The organism is Budvicia diplopodorum (assembly GCF_009800925.1).
In the GTDB taxonomy this organism is placed as follows: domain Bacteria; phylum Pseudomonadota; class Gammaproteobacteria; order Enterobacterales; family Enterobacteriaceae; genus Budvicia; species Budvicia diplopodorum.
On sequence record NZ_WOYF01000022.1, the window covers coordinates 16,455 to 36,162 of the forward strand.

General features: G+C 46.9%; 18 protein-coding genes. 3 read left to right on the top strand and 15 right to left on the bottom strand.

Going from position 1 to position 19,708, the window contains the following annotated elements:
* Positions 1-81: 81 nt before the first annotated feature.
* From GVI43_RS14930 to GVI43_RS14945, 4 genes are all read right to left on the bottom strand, one after another.
* On the bottom strand, positions 82-729 hold the full coding sequence (locus GVI43_RS14930; RefSeq protein WP_159567641.1) for a hypothetical protein: 648 nt from the start codon (positions 727-729) through the stop codon (positions 82-84).
* A 250-nt stretch (positions 730-979) separates the two neighbouring features.
* Positions 980-1,513: an MltR family transcriptional regulator gene (locus GVI43_RS14935; RefSeq protein ID WP_159567642.1), complete on the bottom strand. Its 534-nt coding sequence runs from the start codon at positions 1,511-1,513 to the stop codon at positions 980-982.
* A 108-nt stretch (positions 1,514-1,621) separates the two neighbouring features.
* Entirely contained in the window at positions 1,622-2,782 is a 1,161-nt protein-coding gene (locus GVI43_RS14940) for a mannitol-1-phosphate 5-dehydrogenase (RefSeq protein WP_159567643.1), read from the bottom strand.
* A gap of 96 nt (positions 2,783-2,878) precedes the next feature.
* Positions 2,879-4,864 (bottom strand): PTS mannitol transporter subunit IICBA, encoded by a 1,986-nt coding sequence (locus tag GVI43_RS14945; protein ID WP_159567644.1) that lies wholly within the window; start codon positions 4,862-4,864, stop codon positions 2,879-2,881.
* Between the two features lie 794 nt (positions 4,865-5,658).
* Here GVI43_RS14945 and GVI43_RS14950 point away from each other — a divergent pair.
* Positions 5,659-5,853 (top strand): hypothetical protein, encoded by a 195-nt coding sequence (locus GVI43_RS14950; protein WP_159567645.1) that lies wholly within the window; start codon positions 5,659-5,661, stop codon positions 5,851-5,853.
* Positions 5,854-5,930: 77 nt separating this feature from the next.
* On the opposite strand, the gene hypE is transcribed toward GVI43_RS14950, so the two are convergent.
* The 11 genes from hypE to hybO all read right to left on the bottom strand — a co-directional run bounded on the left by hypE (position 5,931) and on the right by hybO (position 15,814).
* Entirely contained in the window at positions 5,931-6,956 is a 1,026-nt protein-coding gene (gene hypE / locus GVI43_RS14955) for a hydrogenase expression/formation protein HypE (RefSeq protein WP_159567646.1), read from the bottom strand.
* Positions 6,956-8,071: a hydrogenase formation protein HypD gene (gene hypD / locus GVI43_RS14960; protein WP_159567647.1), complete on the bottom strand. Its 1,116-nt coding sequence runs from the start codon at positions 8,069-8,071 to the stop codon at positions 6,956-6,958. Before hypD ends, hypE begins: the two co-directional genes overlap by 1 nt.
* Entirely contained in the window at positions 8,055-8,351 is a 297-nt protein-coding gene (gene hybG / locus GVI43_RS14965) for a hydrogenase maturation factor HybG (protein WP_159567648.1), read from the bottom strand. The genes hypD and hybG overlap by 17 nt, the downstream gene beginning before the upstream one ends.
* Positions 8,342-9,436 (bottom strand): hydrogenase nickel incorporation protein HypB, encoded by a 1,095-nt coding sequence (gene hypB, locus GVI43_RS14970; protein ID WP_159567649.1) that lies wholly within the window; start codon positions 9,434-9,436, stop codon positions 8,342-8,344. The genes hybG and hypB overlap by 10 nt, the downstream gene beginning before the upstream one ends.
* A 75-nt stretch (positions 9,437-9,511) precedes the next feature.
* The gene (hypA, locus tag GVI43_RS14975) at positions 9,512-9,853 is read right to left on the bottom strand and encodes a hydrogenase maturation nickel metallochaperone HypA (RefSeq protein WP_159567650.1); all 342 of its coding nucleotides are present in this window, start codon (positions 9,851-9,853) and stop codon (positions 9,512-9,514) included.
* On the bottom strand, positions 9,846-10,337 hold the full coding sequence (gene hybE, locus GVI43_RS14980) for a hydrogenase-2 assembly chaperone (RefSeq protein ID WP_159567651.1): 492 nt from the start codon (positions 10,335-10,337) through the stop codon (positions 9,846-9,848). The genes hypA and hybE overlap by 8 nt, the downstream gene beginning before the upstream one ends.
* A gap of 1 nt (position 10,338) precedes the next feature.
* Positions 10,339-10,836: a HyaD/HybD family hydrogenase maturation endopeptidase gene (locus tag GVI43_RS14985; protein ID WP_159567652.1), complete on the bottom strand. Its 498-nt coding sequence runs from the start codon at positions 10,834-10,836 to the stop codon at positions 10,339-10,341.
* Entirely contained in the window at positions 10,836-12,539 is a 1,704-nt protein-coding gene (gene hybC, locus GVI43_RS14990) for a hydrogenase 2 large subunit (protein WP_159567653.1), read from the bottom strand. The genes GVI43_RS14985 and hybC overlap by 1 nt, the downstream gene beginning before the upstream one ends.
* The gene (gene hybB, locus GVI43_RS14995) at positions 12,536-13,717 is read right to left on the bottom strand and encodes a Ni/Fe-hydrogenase cytochrome b subunit (protein WP_159567654.1); all 1,182 of its coding nucleotides are present in this window, start codon (positions 13,715-13,717) and stop codon (positions 12,536-12,538) included. The genes hybC and hybB overlap by 4 nt, the downstream gene beginning before the upstream one ends.
* On the bottom strand, positions 13,701-14,693 hold the full coding sequence (gene hybA / locus GVI43_RS15000; protein ID WP_159567655.1) for a hydrogenase 2 operon protein HybA: 993 nt from the start codon (positions 14,691-14,693) through the stop codon (positions 13,701-13,703). The genes hybB and hybA overlap by 17 nt, the downstream gene beginning before the upstream one ends.
* A 2-nt stretch (positions 14,694-14,695) precedes the next feature.
* Positions 14,696-15,814, bottom strand: a complete 1,119-nt coding sequence (hybO, locus tag GVI43_RS15005; RefSeq protein ID WP_159567656.1) for a hydrogenase 2 small subunit — start codon at positions 15,812-15,814, stop codon at positions 14,696-14,698.
* A gap of 897 nt (positions 15,815-16,711) precedes the next feature.
* Here hybO and GVI43_RS15010 point away from each other — a divergent pair.
* Positions 16,712-17,461 carry a winged helix-turn-helix domain-containing protein gene (locus GVI43_RS15010; protein WP_159567657.1) on the top strand — a complete coding sequence of 250 codons (750 nt, stop codon included), beginning with the start codon at positions 16,712-16,714 and terminating at the stop codon, positions 17,459-17,461.
* A gap of 178 nt (positions 17,462-17,639) precedes the next feature.
* Positions 17,640-19,274 carry a fibronectin type III domain-containing protein gene (locus tag GVI43_RS15015; protein WP_159567658.1) on the top strand — a complete coding sequence of 545 codons (1,635 nt, stop codon included), beginning with the start codon at positions 17,640-17,642 and terminating at the stop codon, positions 19,272-19,274.
* Positions 19,275-19,708 lie beyond the last annotated feature (434 nt).

Genomic DNA, 19,708 nt, shown 5'->3' on the forward strand with positions numbered 1-19,708 from the left:
ATTGAGATATCAATCATGCCGGGGCCAGTATGGACCGGCATTAATCATATTGTGATTACAGATAATTAGAAAACTTGGCTATTAACTATTCTTCAAACAAAGTAATGCAAAAAGTCGACGCCATCCCGATTTATCTAAACTTTCTCTTTGTTGTGTTAGCCGATCTACTGATTTATCTATTTCTTGTAAAGTGGAATCAATAGCTAATTTTGTTTGTTCATGAGCTGCTTTTAAAGACTGAGAGTACTCACAAAGCTTCGATCGAATATCTGTTATAAAGATGTCATATCGCCTATCTTTATACTCAGTTTTCTTTTTTACGTATTCCTCAAAAGAAGACAACATATCAGCATGAAGTTTAAAAGTATCCAGTAAACTTTTAGCGTAAGAATAAGCCTCAATTATGCTTTTGCATGTAGTTTTATCAAGTGCAGTGATATCTGCAACACTATTATGATAAAAAGAAAAATTATCTTGCGTTGCAGAGAATGTATAATTAAAAAAATCAGTACCATTGTGCTCAGTTAGCTTAGATCCCATTCCTTGGTTATAAATTCCCCAAACCGTGTCTATTTCACATTTGATGCCTTTCAGTACATTAATCTTTCTATCAACACCCGTTAAATTCTGGTTAAGCCGATTAATATTGCCCGAAACAATTGCCCCATATAAAGCAAATATACCGCCAACTAGCGCACCTAACAAACCAACGAACAAACTAACACCCATAATATCTATCCTTATTGTTGTACATTTCAACAATATTATTGATACAACATTAGGATATTGTTCTGATGTTCGCCAGCAGTAAAAACACTAAATTATGTCCCCTATAATAATTATTCAATAAGCCTTTGAATAATTTTAACTTCAGGTCGGAACTCATAAGAACCCTGCATATACATAAGGTAGATAGGGGTAAATGCGAAAAATGAAGAAGTTTAGAATAGATAAAAAGTTTGATTAGCAGAACCAGTAATTAAAACGCCTTTTTAACGCTCAGCTGAGAAACCAGCTCGGTAATATAAAGCACTAAAGAGGAGTGCACCATTTGCTGGTAGCGGCGCTGTTGCATATCAATCAACAGCTGATCGTCGGCCCCAACCTCATCGCTAAAGGCCGGTGCTGCGGGTAATGCAGCAATACCGTGTAACTGTCGTAAAGAACCAAGCACTTCTTCAGACGTGAACGTATATTCATATGAACTGTGGCTGAGCCTTTCATTGAGTAGCATCAGACGCTCAATGTCTTCGTATTCATTGCGGGAAATAACCCCCAGCGCATAAATCAGTTTTAGCCTGATAGGTAATTCAGCCAAAGGCCCGGTTCCGCCAAGTAACGGCTCTACCGCATATTTAACGGCATAATCATCTTTACGAAAGACCTGTAACACGAGAATATCGACCGATTCTGATAGCAATCCAATTACCGTTAATAAAAAACCGCGCACAGATTTTTTCTTATTCAGTCGTTCAAGTATCCGGTTTTCTAATTTCTGGGTATCTTCAGTCATCACTTATTATAATAATGTCATGTTCCGGGTCTCCAATCGCCAAACGGAGCCCCGGCGTTATGTGTCTGCAGTTGGCGTACAGATAGTTTTACGTTGTGAACCCCAAAGCTAAGCGGCTGATGGCTTATACATAGCGCGATAGGCCGTTGCAATCTCAGCAATAATGGCGGTGTCAGTCAGATCGGAAATCGACATCAGGGTATTCTCCACGCCCTGCTGCTCCAATAAAGAAACCAACGTTAATGCCTGCGGATCCAGCGGATTACGATAACACATTGCCGCTGCAATGCCTTTTACTAAATCATTATGCGGTAGACCGTATTCAATGGTACCCAACAAAGGCCTGATCAAACGATCCCCGGCGCTTAATTTGCGCAAAGGCTGACGCCCGACCCGTTCTACATCATCGCGCAGGTAAGGGTTTTCAAAGCGATGCAGAATTTTATCAATATAGGCCGCGTGTTGAACAGGATCAAAACCATAGCGCTGAATTAATACGGCTCCGCTTTCTTGCATTGCGCCCTTAACCGTCTGACGAATGTCAGAATCGCAAATCGCATCGCGAATGGTCTGCAGGCCCGAAAGCTGCCCAAGGTAAGCAGTAATCGCATGACCGGTATTTAAAGTGAATAATTTACGCTCTACGTAAGCCATCAGGTTAGTGGTGGTTTCCATACCTTTGATGTCAGGCATCGCGCCCTTAAACTGAGTACTATCAACGATCCATTCGCTAAACGTTTCTACCGTAACCGATAACGGGTCATCGTTTGCCGCTTCTCCCGGAGGTACAATACGATCGACCGCTGAATCAACAAAGCCAACGTGCTCTTCGACCCACAGGTGCAGGTTCTGCGGGATCTCGCGCATTACGTGCTGCTTTAGCTGGCTGGTACCTCTCACCATATTCTCACAGGCAATAATATTCAGCGGGTTCTCATTGCCCAGCTGATGGCGCTCAATCAGGCCTAAAGCCAAAGTCTTGGCTATTTTCTCTAATATCTGAGGCCCTACGGCGGTAGTTACCACGTCGGCTTGGCTGATGTGTCTTACCGCATCAGGGCTATTGCTATGCACTGCCCGCACGTTATTAACACGCTCAACGCTACTGTTCTCACCGACAACGTTAACCTCATAGCTTTGCTGATGATCCAGCTGATCGATTAACGGCTGATTAACGTCGGCAAAAGTTAGGGTTGCATTGGCATCGGCCAATAGCTTACCGATAAATCCTCTGCCTATATTTCCTGCACCAAAATGTATTGCCTTCATGGTATTAACCTCAAAATAAAATCTATTTAAACGAATTTAATCAGCATGAAAGGCGAAGACTGCGCATCAGAGCCATTATCAGTCTTCGCCGTAACGTTATGCCGCTCGCTCACCAGAAAGCAGCGTCAGAGCCTCTTGAACATCGCGAGTTATTTTCAAACTCTCAACGATCGCTTCGTCATCTAACAGATTAGTTATTCGGGAAATCACCTGAATATGCTCATTGTTTTTTGCCGCAATACCGATAATCAAATGAGCGACATCTTCCGGGTCGTCACTAAAGCTAACGCCTGCCGGATATTGGCAAATAACCACGCCGGTCTGTAAAACCCGATCTTTTGCCTCGACGGTACCGTGAGGAACGGCGATTGACTGGCCAAGATAGGTCGAAACTAAGGCTTCACGCTGTAGCATGGCGTCAACGTATTCCGGCTCAACGTAGCCACCTTTTACCAATTGCTCACCGGCAAAACGAATCGCTTGCTCTTTATTTTCCGCTTTCAGATTGAGGAAGATGTTATCAGCGCTGAGCTTGAACAGATTTTTTCCTGGCTCTTCAGGTTCGAAGCTATCGTCATTGGCCGCCACCAGCGTTTGCGTGACTAACTTACTGTCATTGGCCGCTTGAGAATGCTTAGAGGCAAACAGGCGCGTCACTAAATCGTTATACACCTGACCATCGAGGAAGTTACGCAGAGAAATATGTTCCGCATGAGGAGCATGATTCATCGCGCGCTGAGTCAGGTCTTGGTGCGTAATAACAATATCCACATCGTCAGGTAAGCTATTGATTGCGCAGTTAGTCACCATAATATGGTCTAACTTTGCCTCATTAATCTTTTTACGCAACAGGCTCGCGCCCATGGCGCTTGAGCCCATACCCGCATCGCAGGCCACAATAATTTTTCTAATTGGCTTTTGCTCAGCGCTATCCAATTCAGAGCGATCGATTGCCATTACCGGCTCACCCGCACCACCGTTGCTGGCAGAGCTACTTTGTGGCCGCTTCATAGCTTTCATCTTTTGGGTTGCTTCATCAAGGCTTTCACCCTCTTCATCGCCCAGCCGCACACGTTTTAGCATCACGGCAGCGACGCAAAAAGAGACTAACGTTGAAGCGATAATTGACAGTATCACCCCGAGCATGGAGGACTTCGGCGCCATCAGCAGAATGGCGAAAATAGAACCCGGAGAGGCAGGAGAAACCAGGCCTGCATTAAACAGCGTAAGCACTAATACACCGGTCATTCCGCCTAAAATTACCGCCAGAATTAAACGAGGATTCATCAACACATACGGGAAATAGATTTCGTGAATACCACCAAAGAAATGGATGATAGTTGCACCAGAGGCAGACTGCTTAGCGCTACCTTTACCGAACAGCATATAGGCTAATAGAATGCCCAAGCCCGGGCCGGGATTTGATTCAATCAGGAAGAAAATTGACTTGCCGGTTTCAGTCGCCTGCTGGATGCCCAACGGCGAGAAAATACCGTGGTTAATGGCATTATTCAGAAACAGAATTTTTGCCGGTTCAACAAAAACCGAGGCTAAAGGCAGCAGGTTATTCTGAACCATCAGATTAACCCCGGCGGCCAATACTTTGGACATCGACTCAACTAAAGGCCCGATGGCCATAAACGCCAGAATAGACAGCAGCATACCGATGATACCGGCAGAGAAGTTATTGACTAACATCTCAAATCCGCTTTTCACCTTACCTTCAACCCAACGGTCAAAGTGTTTAATTGCCCAGCCGCCCAGCGGACCAACAATCATGGCACCCATAAACATCGGCATATCTGCGCCGATGATGACGCCCATAGTAGTAATGGCGCCGACAACGCCACCGCGCTCACCGCCAACTAAGCGGCCACCGGTGTAGCCAATTAGTAACGGCAGTAAATAAGTAATCATTGGGCCGACTAGCTTGGCCATGGTTTCATTAGGCAGCCAGCCCGTAGGAATAAACAGGGCAGTAATCAAGCCCCAGGCGATAAACGCACCAATATTGGGCATCACCATATTACTCAGGAAACGGCCAAAATTTTGTATCTTGATTTTGATGTCAGGTGATAACATAAAACACCCCTCTTGTAGCTCGCATAAATAGAACTGCGTATTGTTATTGTTAGTCAGGACGGTTCGGCCAAACCGTCAATGGTTTTTGAATACAAAACCGACTCTATCACGCGTTTTTGTTATTACGTACTTCAGGAGGGGATTGTGATTTGCATCACTATAATTGGGGTGTGGACGGGGTATTTGTAGTGACGCCAGTCACATTTATTTACTGAAATAAAAATACAATCCGATAAACCGACGCTATATCGGATTTTTATGTGATATACGTCACCATTCCAAGCGGCGTCTTTGTTTTGAATTCGTGACTATAGTCACAAAAAATCGTCATTCAAACCAATCCAAAGTGGATTTCGCTCTGAGCCTGAACGTTCACCTCAGGTTTAAAGCGTTTTATGTAAAACAATATGTAATTAAGTTACATAATTAGAACATCATCACAGGCAGATTATTCCAGCCGCGCATTTTAATGATTTTTTGCGATCCGTTTCCAGAATCCAAAATTCTTCCGCTAAAACACTCGCCTGTCAATTGACCCCTTCGCCGTATATCCATACTGTGGCGGTGCGCCGGTTTTATTCTGCGCACCATGCAAAACCCCGCAGTGCGGAAACACTAACGGGGTTTCTAACCACAACGTTATTAGGATAATGGAGCTAACATCATGGCTGTTGAAGAGCATACTCAAACTCGCCCTCAATTCACACGGGATTTTTTATCGAATAGTCGATCTGCCTCGAAGATTTTTGTTTTAGCGTCAGCACGTTACTCTCTAATTATGGGAGGAAGATCCCATGCTTAGCTTAATCGATAGTGCGCCGCTCAGTGCGGCAGAGCTGACCGAACAGTGTTTTACGTTGGCCTATCTGCTGTCAGGCATTGAGCACCCGCCGCTGAAAGAGTCGGTCACCTTGATGCGGCTAGAAAAGCAGAGCGCGTTGCTGTCTCTGCAGTCTGTCGAGGAGAGACCAAACGATTATCCAGCCTGAGTCAGGCTTTTTAAACCGTCATCCCGATTGCTCGGGATGACGGTTATGGATAACGAAATAGACGATAAGATAGACAACTAGCAAATTCTCGGCAGCGGCTCGCTGTGCGGCAAATCAAGCAAGCGTGACGCGCCAAATATTCCCGTCAGCTGTACCCGAGGATTCTCACTCACGGTGCCAATAACGGCGGCATCAACGCCTAGCGGATGATTACGCAGCGCCGCCAGCGTAGCCTGTTCAGCTTCAGGGGCAACCACAATCACCAGCTTACCTTCGTTGGCAAAGTTAAGCGGCTCAAGCCCCAGCAGCTCGCACACGCCCCGTACGGCCGGTTTCACCGGTAAATCGCCTTCATTAATCATCATGCCGCAGCCGCTGGCGGTGGCAAACTCATGCAAAATGGCAGTAACGCCGCCGCGGGTAGCATCGCGCAAGGCTCTAACGCCAGCGATATCGCGCAGCGGAGCAATGAGCGGCGTAAGCACCGCACAGTCGCTGCTGAGATCGGCTTCCAGCCCCAGATTTTCACGCAGGTTAAGAATGGTAGCGCCATGGTCGCCCAACGTACCGCTAACCAGAATGCGATCGCCCGGGCGAATCTGCTGAGCGCCCCACTTGATAGCCACAGGAATAGCGCCTATCCCGGCGGTATTAATAAATATTTTATCGGCCGCACCGCGCTGAACCACTTTGGTATCGCCGGTGACAATGTCAACGCCGGCGGCGGCGGCGGTTTCCGCCATCGCCATGACGATCTGTTCCAGATCCCGAAGCGGGAGGCCTTCCTCCAGAATGAATCCACAGGAAAGATACTGGGGAACCGCGCCGCTCACAGCCACGTCGTTCACCGTTCCACACACCGCTAGCTTACCAATGTTACCGCCGGGGAAAAATATCGGGTCAATTACATAGCTGTCAGTGCTGAAGGCCAGCCGGTCGCCTATCGCGCTCAGCAATGACAGAGGTATGCGGGCCTGATCTTCACGCTCATTGAGCGCCGGATTAGAGAACGCCCGCAGGAAAAGCTGCTCGATTAACTGCTGCATTGCCTGACCACCGCTACCGTGAGCCATGGTGACAACATCTTTTTCAGAGTAAGACATTAAGCAAGTCCTCGACGATATTGGTAATAGGCAGCACACGCCCCTTCGGATGACACCATTAATGCCCCAAAGGCATTCTGAGGGGTGCAGCGATTGCCAAACAGAGGACAATCATTGGGCTTACAACGGCCGGTTAATACGTCGCCGCAGCGGGCCTGAGGATCGTCAGCCACCTGATGAACCTGAGTATTAAAACGCCGTTCTGCGTCAAACTGTTGGTATTCAGCCTTGAGCTGAACGCCAGAACCGGCAATTTCGCCTAATCCGCGCCATTCACTGGTCTCTTTCAGTTCAAACACGTCCTGCATCGCTTTCAGGGCCAGTAAGTTACCCTGCTGCGAAACAATACGTTTGTACTGATTCTCAACTTCGCTGCGCCCGTCGTGGATCTGATCTACCAGCATCGCCAGCGCCTGCAAGATATCCAGCGGTTCAAAGCCGGTAACCACCAGCGGTTTATGAAAGTCATTGGTGATAAAGCCGTACAGTTCAGTCCCGATCACCATGCTGACGTGGCCGGGGGCTAAAAAGCCGTCGATTCTGACGTCTGGCTGTTCCAGCAGGCTGCGTAAGGTTGGAATAATGGTAATATGCTGGCAAAACACCGTGAAGTTGGTCAGCCCGCGGCGCTTAGCCTGTTGCAGCGTTAAGGCGGTACTTGGCATGGTAGTTTCAAAGCCGAGGCCAAAAAACACTACCTGTTTATCCGGATTCTGCTCAGCGAAAGTCAGGGTATCGAGCGGAGAATAGACAATGCGCACATCGGCTCCGCGCCGTTTGGCATCGAGCAGTGAGCCATTACGGCCCGGCACGCGCATCGCATCACCGTAGGTACAGAAAATAACGCCCGGCTTTTCAGCAATTTCAATGCAGCCGTCAATCCGCCCCATGGGCAAAACGCAAACCGGACAGCCCGGGCCGTGAACAAACTCAATTTCAGGGGGTAAAAGCTGGTCGATACCGAATTTATAGATGGCATGGGTATGGCCGCCGCACACCTCCATCAGCTGCAGAGGGCGATCGCTGGCCCGCGAAATTTCAGCAACCCGAGTGCGGATATGGCTCAATAACGCTTTAGCTAGTTCCGGATCGCGAAACTCATCGACGTACCGCATCGTTTGCTCCGGAATTGATACCAACAAAATCACCGACTTCGTGTTCCAGTGCGCTCATGGACATTAACGCTTCAAGCGTAGCCTGCGCCTCCTGTTCGTCGATAATGCTCATAGCAAAACCGACGTGAACCAACACCCATTGGCCAATTAAGTCTGCGGTATTTCCCTCGCAAACTAAGGCAATGTTCACTTCACGCTTTACGCCGCAAACGTCAACCTGCGCCATTTGGTGAATGTCGGCACCCACGGCAACTATTTTACCCGGAACGCCTAAACACATAGCTGGGTCTCCAGCCATGAAATCCACGCGTCCATGCCTTCACCACTGCTGGCAGAAAGCTGGATAACCTGAATGTTTGGATTGATCCGGCGGGCGTTAGCGATACAGGCCTCAACGTCAAAATGCAGATAAGGCAATAAATCTATCTTGTTGAGAATCATCAGCCCAGAAGCGGCAAACATATGCGGGTACTTCAGCGGCTTATCTTCACCTTCGGTCACTGACAGAACCGCTACCTTAGCGCGCTCGCCTAAGTCAAAGCTGGCCGGGCACACTAAGTTACCGACGTTCTCAATAAACAGCAGGCTTTTTTCTTTCAGTTCAAGGCGCAAAGCCGCGTCTTGAACCATTTGAGCGTCCAGATGGCAGCCCTTGCCGGTATTGACCTGAATGGCCGGAACGCCGGTAGCGCGAATGCGTTCGGCATCATTGGTGGTTTGCTGATCGCCTTCAATAACGGCGCAGGATACGCGCTCACGCAGGCGCATCAGGGTTTCAGTCAGTAACGTAGTTTTGCCTGAACCGGGGCTAGAAACCAGATTCAATGCCAGAATATGCTTACCGGCAAAGTAGTCACGGTTATGTTCTGCCAGATGGTTATTTTTACTCAGCACGTCCATTTCAATCTGTAGCATGCGACGCTGGCTCATGCCCGGTGCGTGGGTTCCGGCTTCGCCTTTACCGTAATCTAAATCTTTTTCTACCGCCGACTCACTCGGGCGAAATTTGCCCTCATCCAGTTCAAACTCAACGTCCACATCGCCCATTTTGGTGGCCATGGTGGTGTTGTGAACGTGGTGATGCACATCGCCCTGATGGTGATAATGGTGATGAATAATCACGGTACGCGGCTGGTGTGCGTCATCGTGATGACGGTGGCCGTGCGAATGGTCATGTTGATGGCCGTGTTTGTGTGCGTGTTTATGTTCACCATCGTGGTGGTGAGCATGACCGTGCTCATGATGGTCATGACCATCATGATGATCGTGGTCGTGATGATGTTCATGTCCGTGAGAGTGAGAATGCACGTGGTCGTCGCCTTCAATTCGCTGCTCACCGGCAGCACATCCGCAAGTACTACACATATGGTTATCTCCCTTCAGGACATTATCTGTAACTAAACTTTGAGTGATTAACTAGGAACGCCGTTTATCAGGCGATTATTCAACTTCCAGCTCTTTAATTTGCAGGCTATCACCGCTATCAACCCGAAGGTTAAGACCCTGGCATTCAGGGCACTGAGCTTCATGTTGAGAAATTTCAATCTCTTTACTGCAGTCCCAGCACCAGGCTTTGGCTGGCCTATGGATAATATGCAGTTTACAGCCGTCCGCCACGGTGCCGCGGCAGACAATATCAAAGCAGAAGCGCAGCGAACTTTCTTCAATGCACGACAGCGCACCCAACTCTAACCATACGCCCGTCACACGCTTTACGCCATGTTGCTGAGCCTGATTTTCAATAATTTCTAAGGTGCTTTCACACAGTGACACTTCATGCATTGCCGCAGTTCCTACGGCCGGTCAACAGTGCCCGCCGTCCTAGTTGCGTTGGTGCATCAGGGTCGCTGACGGGAATCGACAGCAGCATGCGCGAGCAGTCATCGGCTAACTGTACGCCCTGTTCCGGCGTCAGATTATGGTCCAGCGGCGACATGAGTGAACAGGTCAGATATTGGCGAATGCCGTCTAACTCGCCGACGGTAAAGGTCAGGTGGCCATAAGGCAGCGCTAAACCAATGCGATCGCTCATGGTGCGTAGCGGCCAGACCTGATCCGGCCCGGGAAGGATTACTGCGCTGAGCATCCAAGGCGTTACTATGCAGCTAAACCACTGGCCTTCAAAAAGCTTAAAGCCGGAAACGTGCACCGGCATTTGAGTGTGAAGAAACGAGAGGTTGTGCATTGCCTTATCAGACACAGTCTGAAAAGCCGACTGCACAAGGGCAGTCGGATCGTCGATGTAGCCGTAAATCTCATTAGTCATATTAAACGCCTTCGGTAGGTTTTTTAGCCACCACTTCAACGCCGGATGAACGCAAAGCGGCGATCACCTCAGCCAGAGCCGGTTCTAAAACGGCGGCAACCGTCGGAGTTAAGCCAATGTGCGGCTCAAGAGATTCAGGAATAACGCCAACAAGGGTCAATTTACGGGGGAATTCCCCCGTAAATCGGAGCGCCGACAGAACGTCGGACAAACCTAACTGATGCGGGGATATTTTATTAGTAAAAAGCGCAGGCACTTCTTCATCACGCAATATCATGATGGTTCCCGGCGTCCGCTTTTTGGACACAACGGCATCGGCGATAATTAAATGATCGCGGTCTGCCATATCGCCCAACAGTTCCATGCCGGCGGTTCCACCGTCAAGAACTTCAACGTAGTCCGGTAAGTGGTAGTTTTGTTCCAGTGCTTCAACGATACGCACACCAATGGCTTCGTCCGTTAACAGCACATTACCCACGCCTAATACTAATATCCGCATCAGAGAACCTTCACTCGTGTGACTTCGTTACCATCCGTATCAACCACGTGCACCGCGCACGCCATGCAAGGGTCAAACGAGTGGATGGTACGAACAACTTCCAGCGGCTTGTGTAAATCAGCAACCGGTGTACCTACCAGCGATTGCTCATACGGACCCACTTCGTTGTTGAAGTTACGCGGACCAGAGTTCCAGGTTGAAGGCACTACCGCCTGATAGTTATCAATTTTACCGTCTTTAATCACAATCCAGTGGGATAACATACCGCGTGAAACTTCAGCAAAACCAACGCCTTTAAAAGTACCGGTTGCAGGAATATTTGGTTTCACATAGGTGGTGTGATCGCCTTTACCAATGTTAGTAATTAACGCTTGATACTGATTATTCAAAATATCTCTCAGGCCACAGGCGTTAACGGTACGACCGATAATCCGCCCTAAGGTTGAGTGAAGCTGTTTCACTTCAATCGTGTTGCCGGTTAAGGTTTTGTAGATACCAATAATATCGGTTAAATGCTTTTTGGTTGGCTCATGATTGGCCGCCAGCTTACACAGCATGCTGGCCAGCGGACCCACTTCCACGGTTTTGCCGTAGAAGGTTGGCGATTTAACCCATGAGTATTTCGCGTCAGCATCCCAGCCGGTGTAGTTAGGAATGGTCGTTCCTTCCCATGGAGCCTGAGGCTCTTCATCTTTATACCACGCGTGCTTAGCGCTCTCTTGGATGCCTTTAATCACAAATTCATCAGAGTGAGACGTAACCGGGCGATAGGTCGATAAATCACCATTGGTGATATAGCCGCCTTCCATAATAAAGCTGCCGTTCTTACCGTCGGTCGGGAACTCTGGGGTGCTTAAGTAGTTAACGGCACCTTTACCCATTTCCAGCCATTCAGGATAAAACGCGGCAATAACGGCGGTATCCACTTTATAAACCTGTTCAACAAAGTCGCCTAAGCGGTCGATAAACGATTTGATGTACATCAGGCGCTCAAGGTTCAGCGTACCTAAGCCGTCTAGGTTGATGGCATTGGCCACGCCGCCGACCGCTAAGTTCTGGATATGCGGAGTTTTACCGCCCAGTAAAGCAACGATGCGGCTGGCGTCACGCTGGCATTCCAGCGCCTGCAGGTAGTGAGCCACGGCAATCAGGTTGACTTCCGGCGGCAGTTTCATCGCCGGATGACCCCAGTAGCCGTTGGCAAAAATGCCTAACTGACCGCTGGCAACCAGATCTTTGATCTTATTCTGGACCTTAGTGAACTCTGCCGCGCTGTTCAGTGACCATGAAGAAACGCCTTTCAGCAAAGCTTCGGCCTTAGCCGGATCGGCCTTCAGGGCGGAAGTAATATCTACCCAGTCCAGCGCAGATAGTTGATAGAAATGGACGATATGGTCATGGGTCATATGCGCCGCTAATATCAGGTTACGGATATATTGAGCATTGAGCGGAACATCGATGTTTAACGCACTTTCAGCCGCGCGCACGGAAGCAATGGCGTGGGTGGTAGTACATACGCCACAAATACGCTGCACAATCATCCATGCATCGCGGGGATCTTTTCCTTTCAGGATCTCTTCCATTCCGCGCCACATCGTACCGGATGCCCATGCTTTAGTAACTTTCCCGTTTTCAATTTCGCAATCGATGCGTAAGTGGCCTTCGATGCGGGTTACCGGGTCAATGGTGATACGTTGGCTCATACTTTACTAGCCTCTTGATTCTTATTAATGGTTCTTAGAGAAGGAATAATCGGCAGCAGACGAACCAGCAAGATATAGGCACATACCTCGATAGCCACAAAGCCAATTGAAATTAATATTTCTTCCCAGCTTGGGAAGTAGTGATAACCGCCACCCGGATTAAACGAGACTAATGAGTAGCACATACGCCACGTTGCGCAGCCCAGTAGCATGCTTAACGCACCAATAAACAGCATGCGTGAATCTCTACGGAATTTATCCAAACGGAAAATCACTAACGGGAAAATCAGCAGTGCACTTTCAATCCAGAACAGGACTGAATAGAAGTCAAAGGCGAAGATATACGCTAGCTTTCCGCGATAAATAAGTTCACCAAAGCGCACCACTAAGAATAGTGTCAGAAAAATGCTCAAGATGTTCATCAGCTTGGTGAACAGGTCTCGCTCATTTTGCCCTTTCCCTCTCAGGCCGGTCTGTACTAAAGAACCCTCAAATATGACAATCGAGAAGCCCATAATAAATGCAGTCAGCAGCGAGAATAGTGGCAACATTTCATAGCTCTGCCAGATCGGGTTAACCTTATTGCCCGCCGCAATCATCAGCGAGCCCATCGATGACTGGTGCATGGTCGGTAACAAAGCGCCTAGCGCGATAATAAAGAACATCGCTTTATTAATGCGCTTAAGAGAAACCTTCCATCCCAAACGTTCTAACAGGGCAGGGGCAAATTCCAGCGCCATGATTGCGATATAGATGGTCATACATACCGCAGTTTCAAACAGCACTGAGTTAACGTTGAAATGACCCGGAATATAGAAATAAGGCAGGTTCCAGTAACGGCCCACGTCGATGGTGATAGATAAACCACCCAACGAGTAACCGAACAGGCTAGCCAGTAACGCCGGGCGAACCAACGGATGGTATTCGCCTTTGTTACAGACATAAACCAACCAGGCTAATGCCCAACCGCCACAGGCAAAGCCGGTGCCGATAAGCAGGTCAAAGGCAATCCAGATCCCCCACGGATAACCGCCGTTCAGATCCGATACCGAACCCAGACCGAATACCAAACGCTTCACCATAAAGATCAGACATAGCACAATCAGCGGCCCGAAAACCACAATCGGCCAGCTGACTAGTTTTCCACCCAATGGCACTGGCTTATGATGCGTCGTCATGCTCGTCTCCTTCTTCGTCGTGGTGGTCATTTTTACTGTTACGCCGAACCAACACGGTTAAGCCAGCTAAAACGGCCAACGGCAGCATCATGCCTTTGTAAATCGTATGCTGAATGTTTTCAGAACGTGCGCCGGTAGAGAGTTCATCAAGCTTCGGTAAATCAAAGTTTTCATATGGAACGCCGCTAAGCACCAAAACCTGAGTACCGCCGCCCTCTTTCTCACCGTATAGGTGTGGATGATAGTGCGGAACCGTATGCAGATAACCGTCGTTGCTTTGCAAAGTCTGGCGAGGGAAGCTGTATTGGTCTCCGGGCGTTAGCGCTAAACGTTTTTTGGCTTCAGCCATTAGCTCTTCCCGAGTACCAAAAATTACCGCGCCCGCAGGGCAAACTTCTACACAGCCCGGCAGCCCGCCTTTGTCTAAACGTTCCACGCCCTTCTGATTACACAGTTCACACTTATGTAATGCGCCGAACGGGTTATCATAGTCATACTTAGGAACGTTGTACGGGCAGCCCACCATGCAGTAACGACAGCCGGTACACACATCGGCGTTATAGTGAACGATACCGGTCTTAGGATCTTTCCTCAGAGCCGAAACCGGACAAACGGAAACGCAGTTCGGGTCCACGCAGTGCATGCACTGCTTTTTGATATAGGCGTAGCCGTCTTTTTCTTGATCCTTATTAACGCCAGTGCCGGAGCTCCAGACCTGAATAATATTATTGGTATAAGGAGACAGCTTGTCGTTATTTGACCAAGTTTGCGGACCTTTCGCGTTACGCTGAGGATGATTAATGTCCTGACACTTAGTCACACAGGCCTGACAGCCCACGCACAGCGTCGAATCATACAGCATGCCCAAAGCGCCCGGAATGGGAGGCCTGTTTTCGGCAGACGCCTGACAGGCAGAAGTACTACCCGCTAACAGTGCACCGCCTGAAGCTAATTTGAGAAAATTGCGTCTATCCACGGTTATTCTCCCCGTGAGTCAGCATCGTCTTTCTTTTGCTGACGTCCAAGTTCACGAACCGTCATCACGCTGACGCCAGCAACCAGACCCACAATACCGCCAATCAGGCCAATAGCCGTTGGCGATACGATGCCGCCTTCTTTGTTGCCGACGTCCGGCTTGTCAGCCCGCGGCGTTGGATTTTCAACGCTGGCCAACTGGTGAATCCCTTTATGGAAACCGACGCCTTCTTCATTACAGCCATAGCACGGATGGCCGATAGCAACGGGCCAAACGCCGCCGACATCACAGAATTGTTGTGTCGAGCAGTTACCATAAGTCTCAGGGCCTTTACAGCCTAAATGATACAGACACCATCCTTGGCGATGACCGTCATCACCAAACTCTTTGGCAAAACGACCGGCGTCAAAGTGAGGGCGACGCTCGCAGTGTTCATGGATTAAACGGCCATAGGCAAAGGTCGGCCGATTTTTAGCATCTAACTTAGGAGCCTTTCCAAAGGTAATAATGTGGGCCACGGTGGCTAAGAAGTTATGCGGATTCGGCGGGCAGCCCGGAATATTAATCACGGTTTTACCCGGTAAAACTGCCTGTAGGCCAACGGCTCCAGTTGGGTTATCTCCGGCAGCGGCTACGCCGCCCCACGCGGCACAAGAACCTATCGCGATAATCGCAGCAGCGCCCTCAGCGGCATGACGAATATGTTCAATGATCGGCTTGCCGGCCACGATGCAATAAATGCCATCGTCTTTTAGCGGAATTGAGCCATCAACAACCAGAACGTATTGGCCTTTATATTTCTCAATTGCATTATGTTTATTTTCTTCTGCCTGCTCACCAAATGCGGCCGACAGCACTTCATGATACTCAAGAGAGATAGTATCCAACAGGAGGTTTTCAATGGTTGGATGGGTTGCTCGTAAGAGTGATTCGGTACATCCCGTACACTCCTGAGCGCCGATCCAGATAACCGGTGGGCGCTGTGGGCTACTCACTGATTGCGCAATTTCAGCTGCTGCATTAGCACTTAAACCCATCGTCGCGGCAAGCGCAGTACACAGCTTCATAAAATCACGGCGATTAATACCGTGGGAAGGCAGAAGAGGATTTTCTTCTATCATTATAATTATTCCTTTACCGTGGCTAACGACATTGTTCATTACATACAAATTAAGTGGGCAGATGTTAGGCCTATGAAACAAACTCTATTTGATCTTTATCAAACACCGTGAAACATAGGGCAAATTTTTCATTTATGTGTGACTAAAAACGATTCAGCAAATGCATATCCAGCACATAAAACCAACAATTATTTTAATAATTTGTAACATTAACTTATTTTATATAACCATCCTATATTATAATCAGAGCAATGTTCAAAATTATTGATATCGATCAGGAGTTATCTGGTTAGTATTTCTCATGTATTACTAAATGTGAATATTCTAATATCAATAAATTGAACAATTTTCATTCAGGTAAATAATCACGCTATAAAATATGAACACATTTGTGATTAACCGATAAACTGAGAATTTTCTAAAAAAATGACAAACCGATTGACATAGCCAAATACGCTCGACTGATTACCTCATCCATTAATGGAGTGGTAACGGCAACGACGCCATAGACATGTAAAAAACGAATGGTTTAAAAAAAATAAAAAATAGAAGTAATTTATGTCGTAACGCTGCTATAAAAATGAACAATCACAGGAAAATATATTCTATTATTATCAACAGACCGATTCATGGACAATCATTCATTAATGATTATTAGTTTCATACTCAATTTTATTTTCTAAGTAATTATGAAAAAAATTCATTTTACCTTTACTTAAATAAGAGAGAACATATGTAAATATTGTTCTTACAGGAAGATAAATAAGTATGTAATATCATTTTTATTTAATGATTTCTCAGCATTAACTCATTAAATATAACTTCTTGTTAATTAATATTTCATTATGTAATTAATTATTATTAAACATCTATTTAAACCAGATAACTGGAGGATCTATGCCCTTAGGATTCATAATAAATGACGATATTTTTTTTAACGATGAAATGCTCACAATGCAACAAATTAACAAAGGAAAACTTACTAATCTTTTTGGCGTAAGGGGGCGCTGCTTACTCTGCTTGTTAAACCATCATGAACAAATAATTTCAAAAAAGACACTGTATTCAGAAGTTTGGGAACAATTTGGTTTATGCGTTAGTGACAACACACTTTTACAGACTATTTACGTCTTGCGAAAAGAGCTAAACGATATCGATCTGGATAGTCTTATATTAACAGTGCCACGCCTTGGTTACAAAATAAGCTCGAAATACAAAATCCGAAAAATAACGGATGATGAAGTATCCCTTTGGCCTAATAGATTAGAGAATAAAGAGATAACAGAGGAAACTTATAATTTTGAAGCTTCCGTAGTAGAAAAGCACGACAGTAAAGCTTCGGTGAGCGCTGATTCGTTTAAGTTTCGGTTTAGGCTAAGCCACTATAAATACATTACTCTCCCCATTAAGATATGCATCTTCATTTCTTTGACGGGAATAATACTCCACAATAATTTCCCCATAATAACTAACCAATACCCCACAAACATCCCTCATAAAATATCAAGTGATGATTTAACCAATATTATGCCAGGCATGATGAAAGTATATTTGGAATGTCAATGCAATGGCAAAGTTACCATCAAAAGTAATGAGTCTCTAAAATCATGCTCTTGTAACATATTAAGAATCAAACAGAATATATGATGTTAGATTGTTTCAATTCAGGATCAAAATAAATTAATACAATCTAATAACGATAAGGCTAATTAAATATAATATATCCTGATTTAACTTATCAAATATTCATCCGCATGATGGTTGTTGCCGGAGTACTACATTCCTACCGGCAATGACATTCAATCAATTATGCGAGGACTAAATCATGCAAGATTCAAATTCTACAGCTTTTGTCTACTCAGCGTGGGTCAGCGGTGGCGACGAATGGTATAGCGAATGCCAATTGACTATTTATAATACCGATGTGAATGATCTTATTGACCCTGAAATATCGTTTACTGTCGATGCGAGCCAATCTATTTCTGATGACGTAAATTTTAGTTTCACCAGAACTGGTACTACCATCACCGGACATTTAACGGAAACCTCCACGGTACCTGCCGGTGGCAGCGTTATTTGCAAAATTGGTGTCGCCAATAACTCCGGTATTTCTATTGGCAATCTGCCCTCTGATTTCTTTATTAACGGTGTTAGCGCCGATGTACCGGAAGATCACGTAGCCCCAACAACGCCACAAAATCTGCAGGCCACGGAAATTGGTGCACAAACCCTAAGCGTAAGCTGGGAGCCATCGACCGATAACGTTATGGTTGCTGGTTATCTAGTAGAGTATAGCGCGACCGGCATTGAGCCGATCACGGTACAAGTATCAACCAATAGCATCAATATTAGCAACCTGACTCCAGAAACGGTCTGGACTATCTCCGTTGTGGCTTTCGACCTGAGTAATAATGAATCAGCAACGTCCATACCGTTACAAGTCGAGACATCCTCGGCATTGCCGGACCCGGGCCCCTGTAGCTTTTCAGGAGCACCGTTTATAGACTATGCGGCATGGCCAACCCCGCAATGCAGTAAGTTTGGTTCAGAAAGCGGCATTAAAAATTATATACTGGGATTCCTGACCTCAGCACAAACAGCGGATGGCCCACGCCCTTGCTGGGGAGGGCAAACCTCAATGACCGATTCAAACGACAATGTGACTTATCCTGGTGATGCCACAATCAGTGACTACGGTAAAAGTGATATTGCCGCGTTCCGTGCTATCGGGGGTGACGTTGCTATCTCATTTGGCGGTGCGGCGGGTACCGTTATTGAAGAAGATATCACAGACATCCCGACATTGGTCGGCCTCTATCAAGCAGTCATTGAAAACTACCAGTTAACAATGATTGATTTTGATTTTGAAGGAGCTACGTTACAGCTACTGGAAGTGCTACAACGACACGTCTCCGTGATTGGCCAGATTCAAGCACAGAACCCCACGCTGAAAATCTCCTATACGCTACCGGTAGATGGGCAAACGGATTTCGCATCTCAGGGGCTGACCAACTTCGGTACCACATTCCTTAGTATGCTGGGTAGCGCAGGCTTGTCACCGTCAATGATCAACGGGATGACGATGGACTTTGGCGCGACTAATCCACCGCCTGATGTTTATACCGGCTGTGTTTATGCGCTGAATGCCTTACATAACCAGATCGCGGCGGTTTATCCACACTGGGATAGTGCACAGATTTGGCGCAGAATGGGAGCTACCCCGATGTTTGGTTACAACGACAATGGAACTGACTTCACACCCGCTAACCAACAACAGCTACTAGAGTTCGCACAAAGCAATAATCTGGGCTGCCTATCCGGTTGGGACGCAACGCGAGACTATAACCAAGGCTTGGATAAATGCAATACCGGTGAACAGACCAGCCTATATGAATGTACTTACGAAGGTGACGAGCCTTACATCTACACCAGTATTATTGCGAATTATCAGCATAGCTAAACAATACTAACTCGTGCGGGCCCACCGGCTCGCACTTCTGCTTACATTTCCAGTTTATCACTCGGCCACCACCAATATCATCAGCGATCGCGATATAAAAACGGAGAATCCCATTCTCGTTTCGTTAATTAAAGTAAATAAAAACAATTAACCTTATAAATTACATGGTAAATAATAGAGAATTCTCATGCCGATCCGGAAAAAGAGTGATGTAAACGCCATATTAAGCTTTTCAGCTCGACTATAATATATCGGTATCATTCGATACGCTTGCTGATACAAACAATAAAAAAAAACCTTAACCATCCACTTTAACTGGAACATTTGGAGGAATGCAGTGCAAACCTTTAACGCTGATATTGCTATCATCGGTGCCGGTGGCGGCGGCCTTCGCGCCGCTATCGCCGCCGCCGAAGCTAATCCCGAACTCACCA

Bases quoted from the DNA above. Each gene is read 5' to 3' on its own strand.
- GVI43_RS14930 (WP_159567641.1), bottom strand. From the start codon at position 729: ATGGGTGTTAGTTTGTTCGTTGGTTTGTTAGGTGCGCTAGTTGGCGGT.
- GVI43_RS14935 (WP_159567642.1), bottom strand. From the start codon at position 1,513: ATGACTGAAGATACCCAGAAATTAGAAAACCGGATACTTGAACGACTG.
- GVI43_RS14940 (WP_159567643.1), bottom strand. From the start codon at position 2,782: ATGAAGGCAATACATTTTGGTGCAGGAAATATAGGCAGAGGATTTATC.
- GVI43_RS14945 (WP_159567644.1), bottom strand. From the start codon at position 4,864: ATGTTATCACCTGACATCAAAATCAAGATACAAAATTTTGGCCGTTTC.
- GVI43_RS14950 (WP_159567645.1), top strand. From the start codon at position 5,659: ATGCTTAGCTTAATCGATAGTGCGCCGCTCAGTGCGGCAGAGCTGACC.
- hypE (WP_159567646.1), bottom strand. From the start codon at position 6,956: ATGTCTTACTCTGAAAAAGATGTTGTCACCATGGCTCACGGTAGCGGT.
- hypD (WP_159567647.1), bottom strand. From the start codon at position 8,071: ATGCGGTACGTCGATGAGTTTCGCGATCCGGAACTAGCTAAAGCGTTA.
- hybG (WP_159567648.1), bottom strand. From the start codon at position 8,351: ATGTGTTTAGGCGTTCCGGGTAAAATAGTTGCCGTGGGTGCCGACATT.
- hypB (WP_159567649.1), bottom strand. From the start codon at position 9,436: ATGTGTAGTACTTGCGGATGTGCTGCCGGTGAGCAGCGAATTGAAGGC.
- hypA (WP_159567650.1), bottom strand. From the start codon at position 9,853: ATGCATGAAGTGTCACTGTGTGAAAGCACCTTAGAAATTATTGAAAAT.
- hybE (WP_159567651.1), bottom strand. From the start codon at position 10,337: ATGACTAATGAGATTTACGGCTACATCGACGATCCGACTGCCCTTGTG.
- GVI43_RS14985 (WP_159567652.1), bottom strand. From the start codon at position 10,836: ATGCGGATATTAGTATTAGGCGTGGGTAATGTGCTGTTAACGGACGAA.
- hybC (WP_159567653.1), bottom strand. From the start codon at position 12,539: ATGAGCCAACGTATCACCATTGACCCGGTAACCCGCATCGAAGGCCAC.
- hybB (WP_159567654.1), bottom strand. From the start codon at position 13,717: ATGACGACGCATCATAAGCCAGTGCCATTGGGTGGAAAACTAGTCAGC.
- hybO (WP_159567656.1), bottom strand. From the start codon at position 15,814: ATGATAGAAGAAAATCCTCTTCTGCCTTCCCACGGTATTAATCGCCGT.
- GVI43_RS15010 (WP_159567657.1), top strand. From the start codon at position 16,712: ATGCCCTTAGGATTCATAATAAATGACGATATTTTTTTTAACGATGAA.
- GVI43_RS15015 (WP_159567658.1), top strand. From the start codon at position 17,640: ATGCAAGATTCAAATTCTACAGCTTTTGTCTACTCAGCGTGGGTCAGC.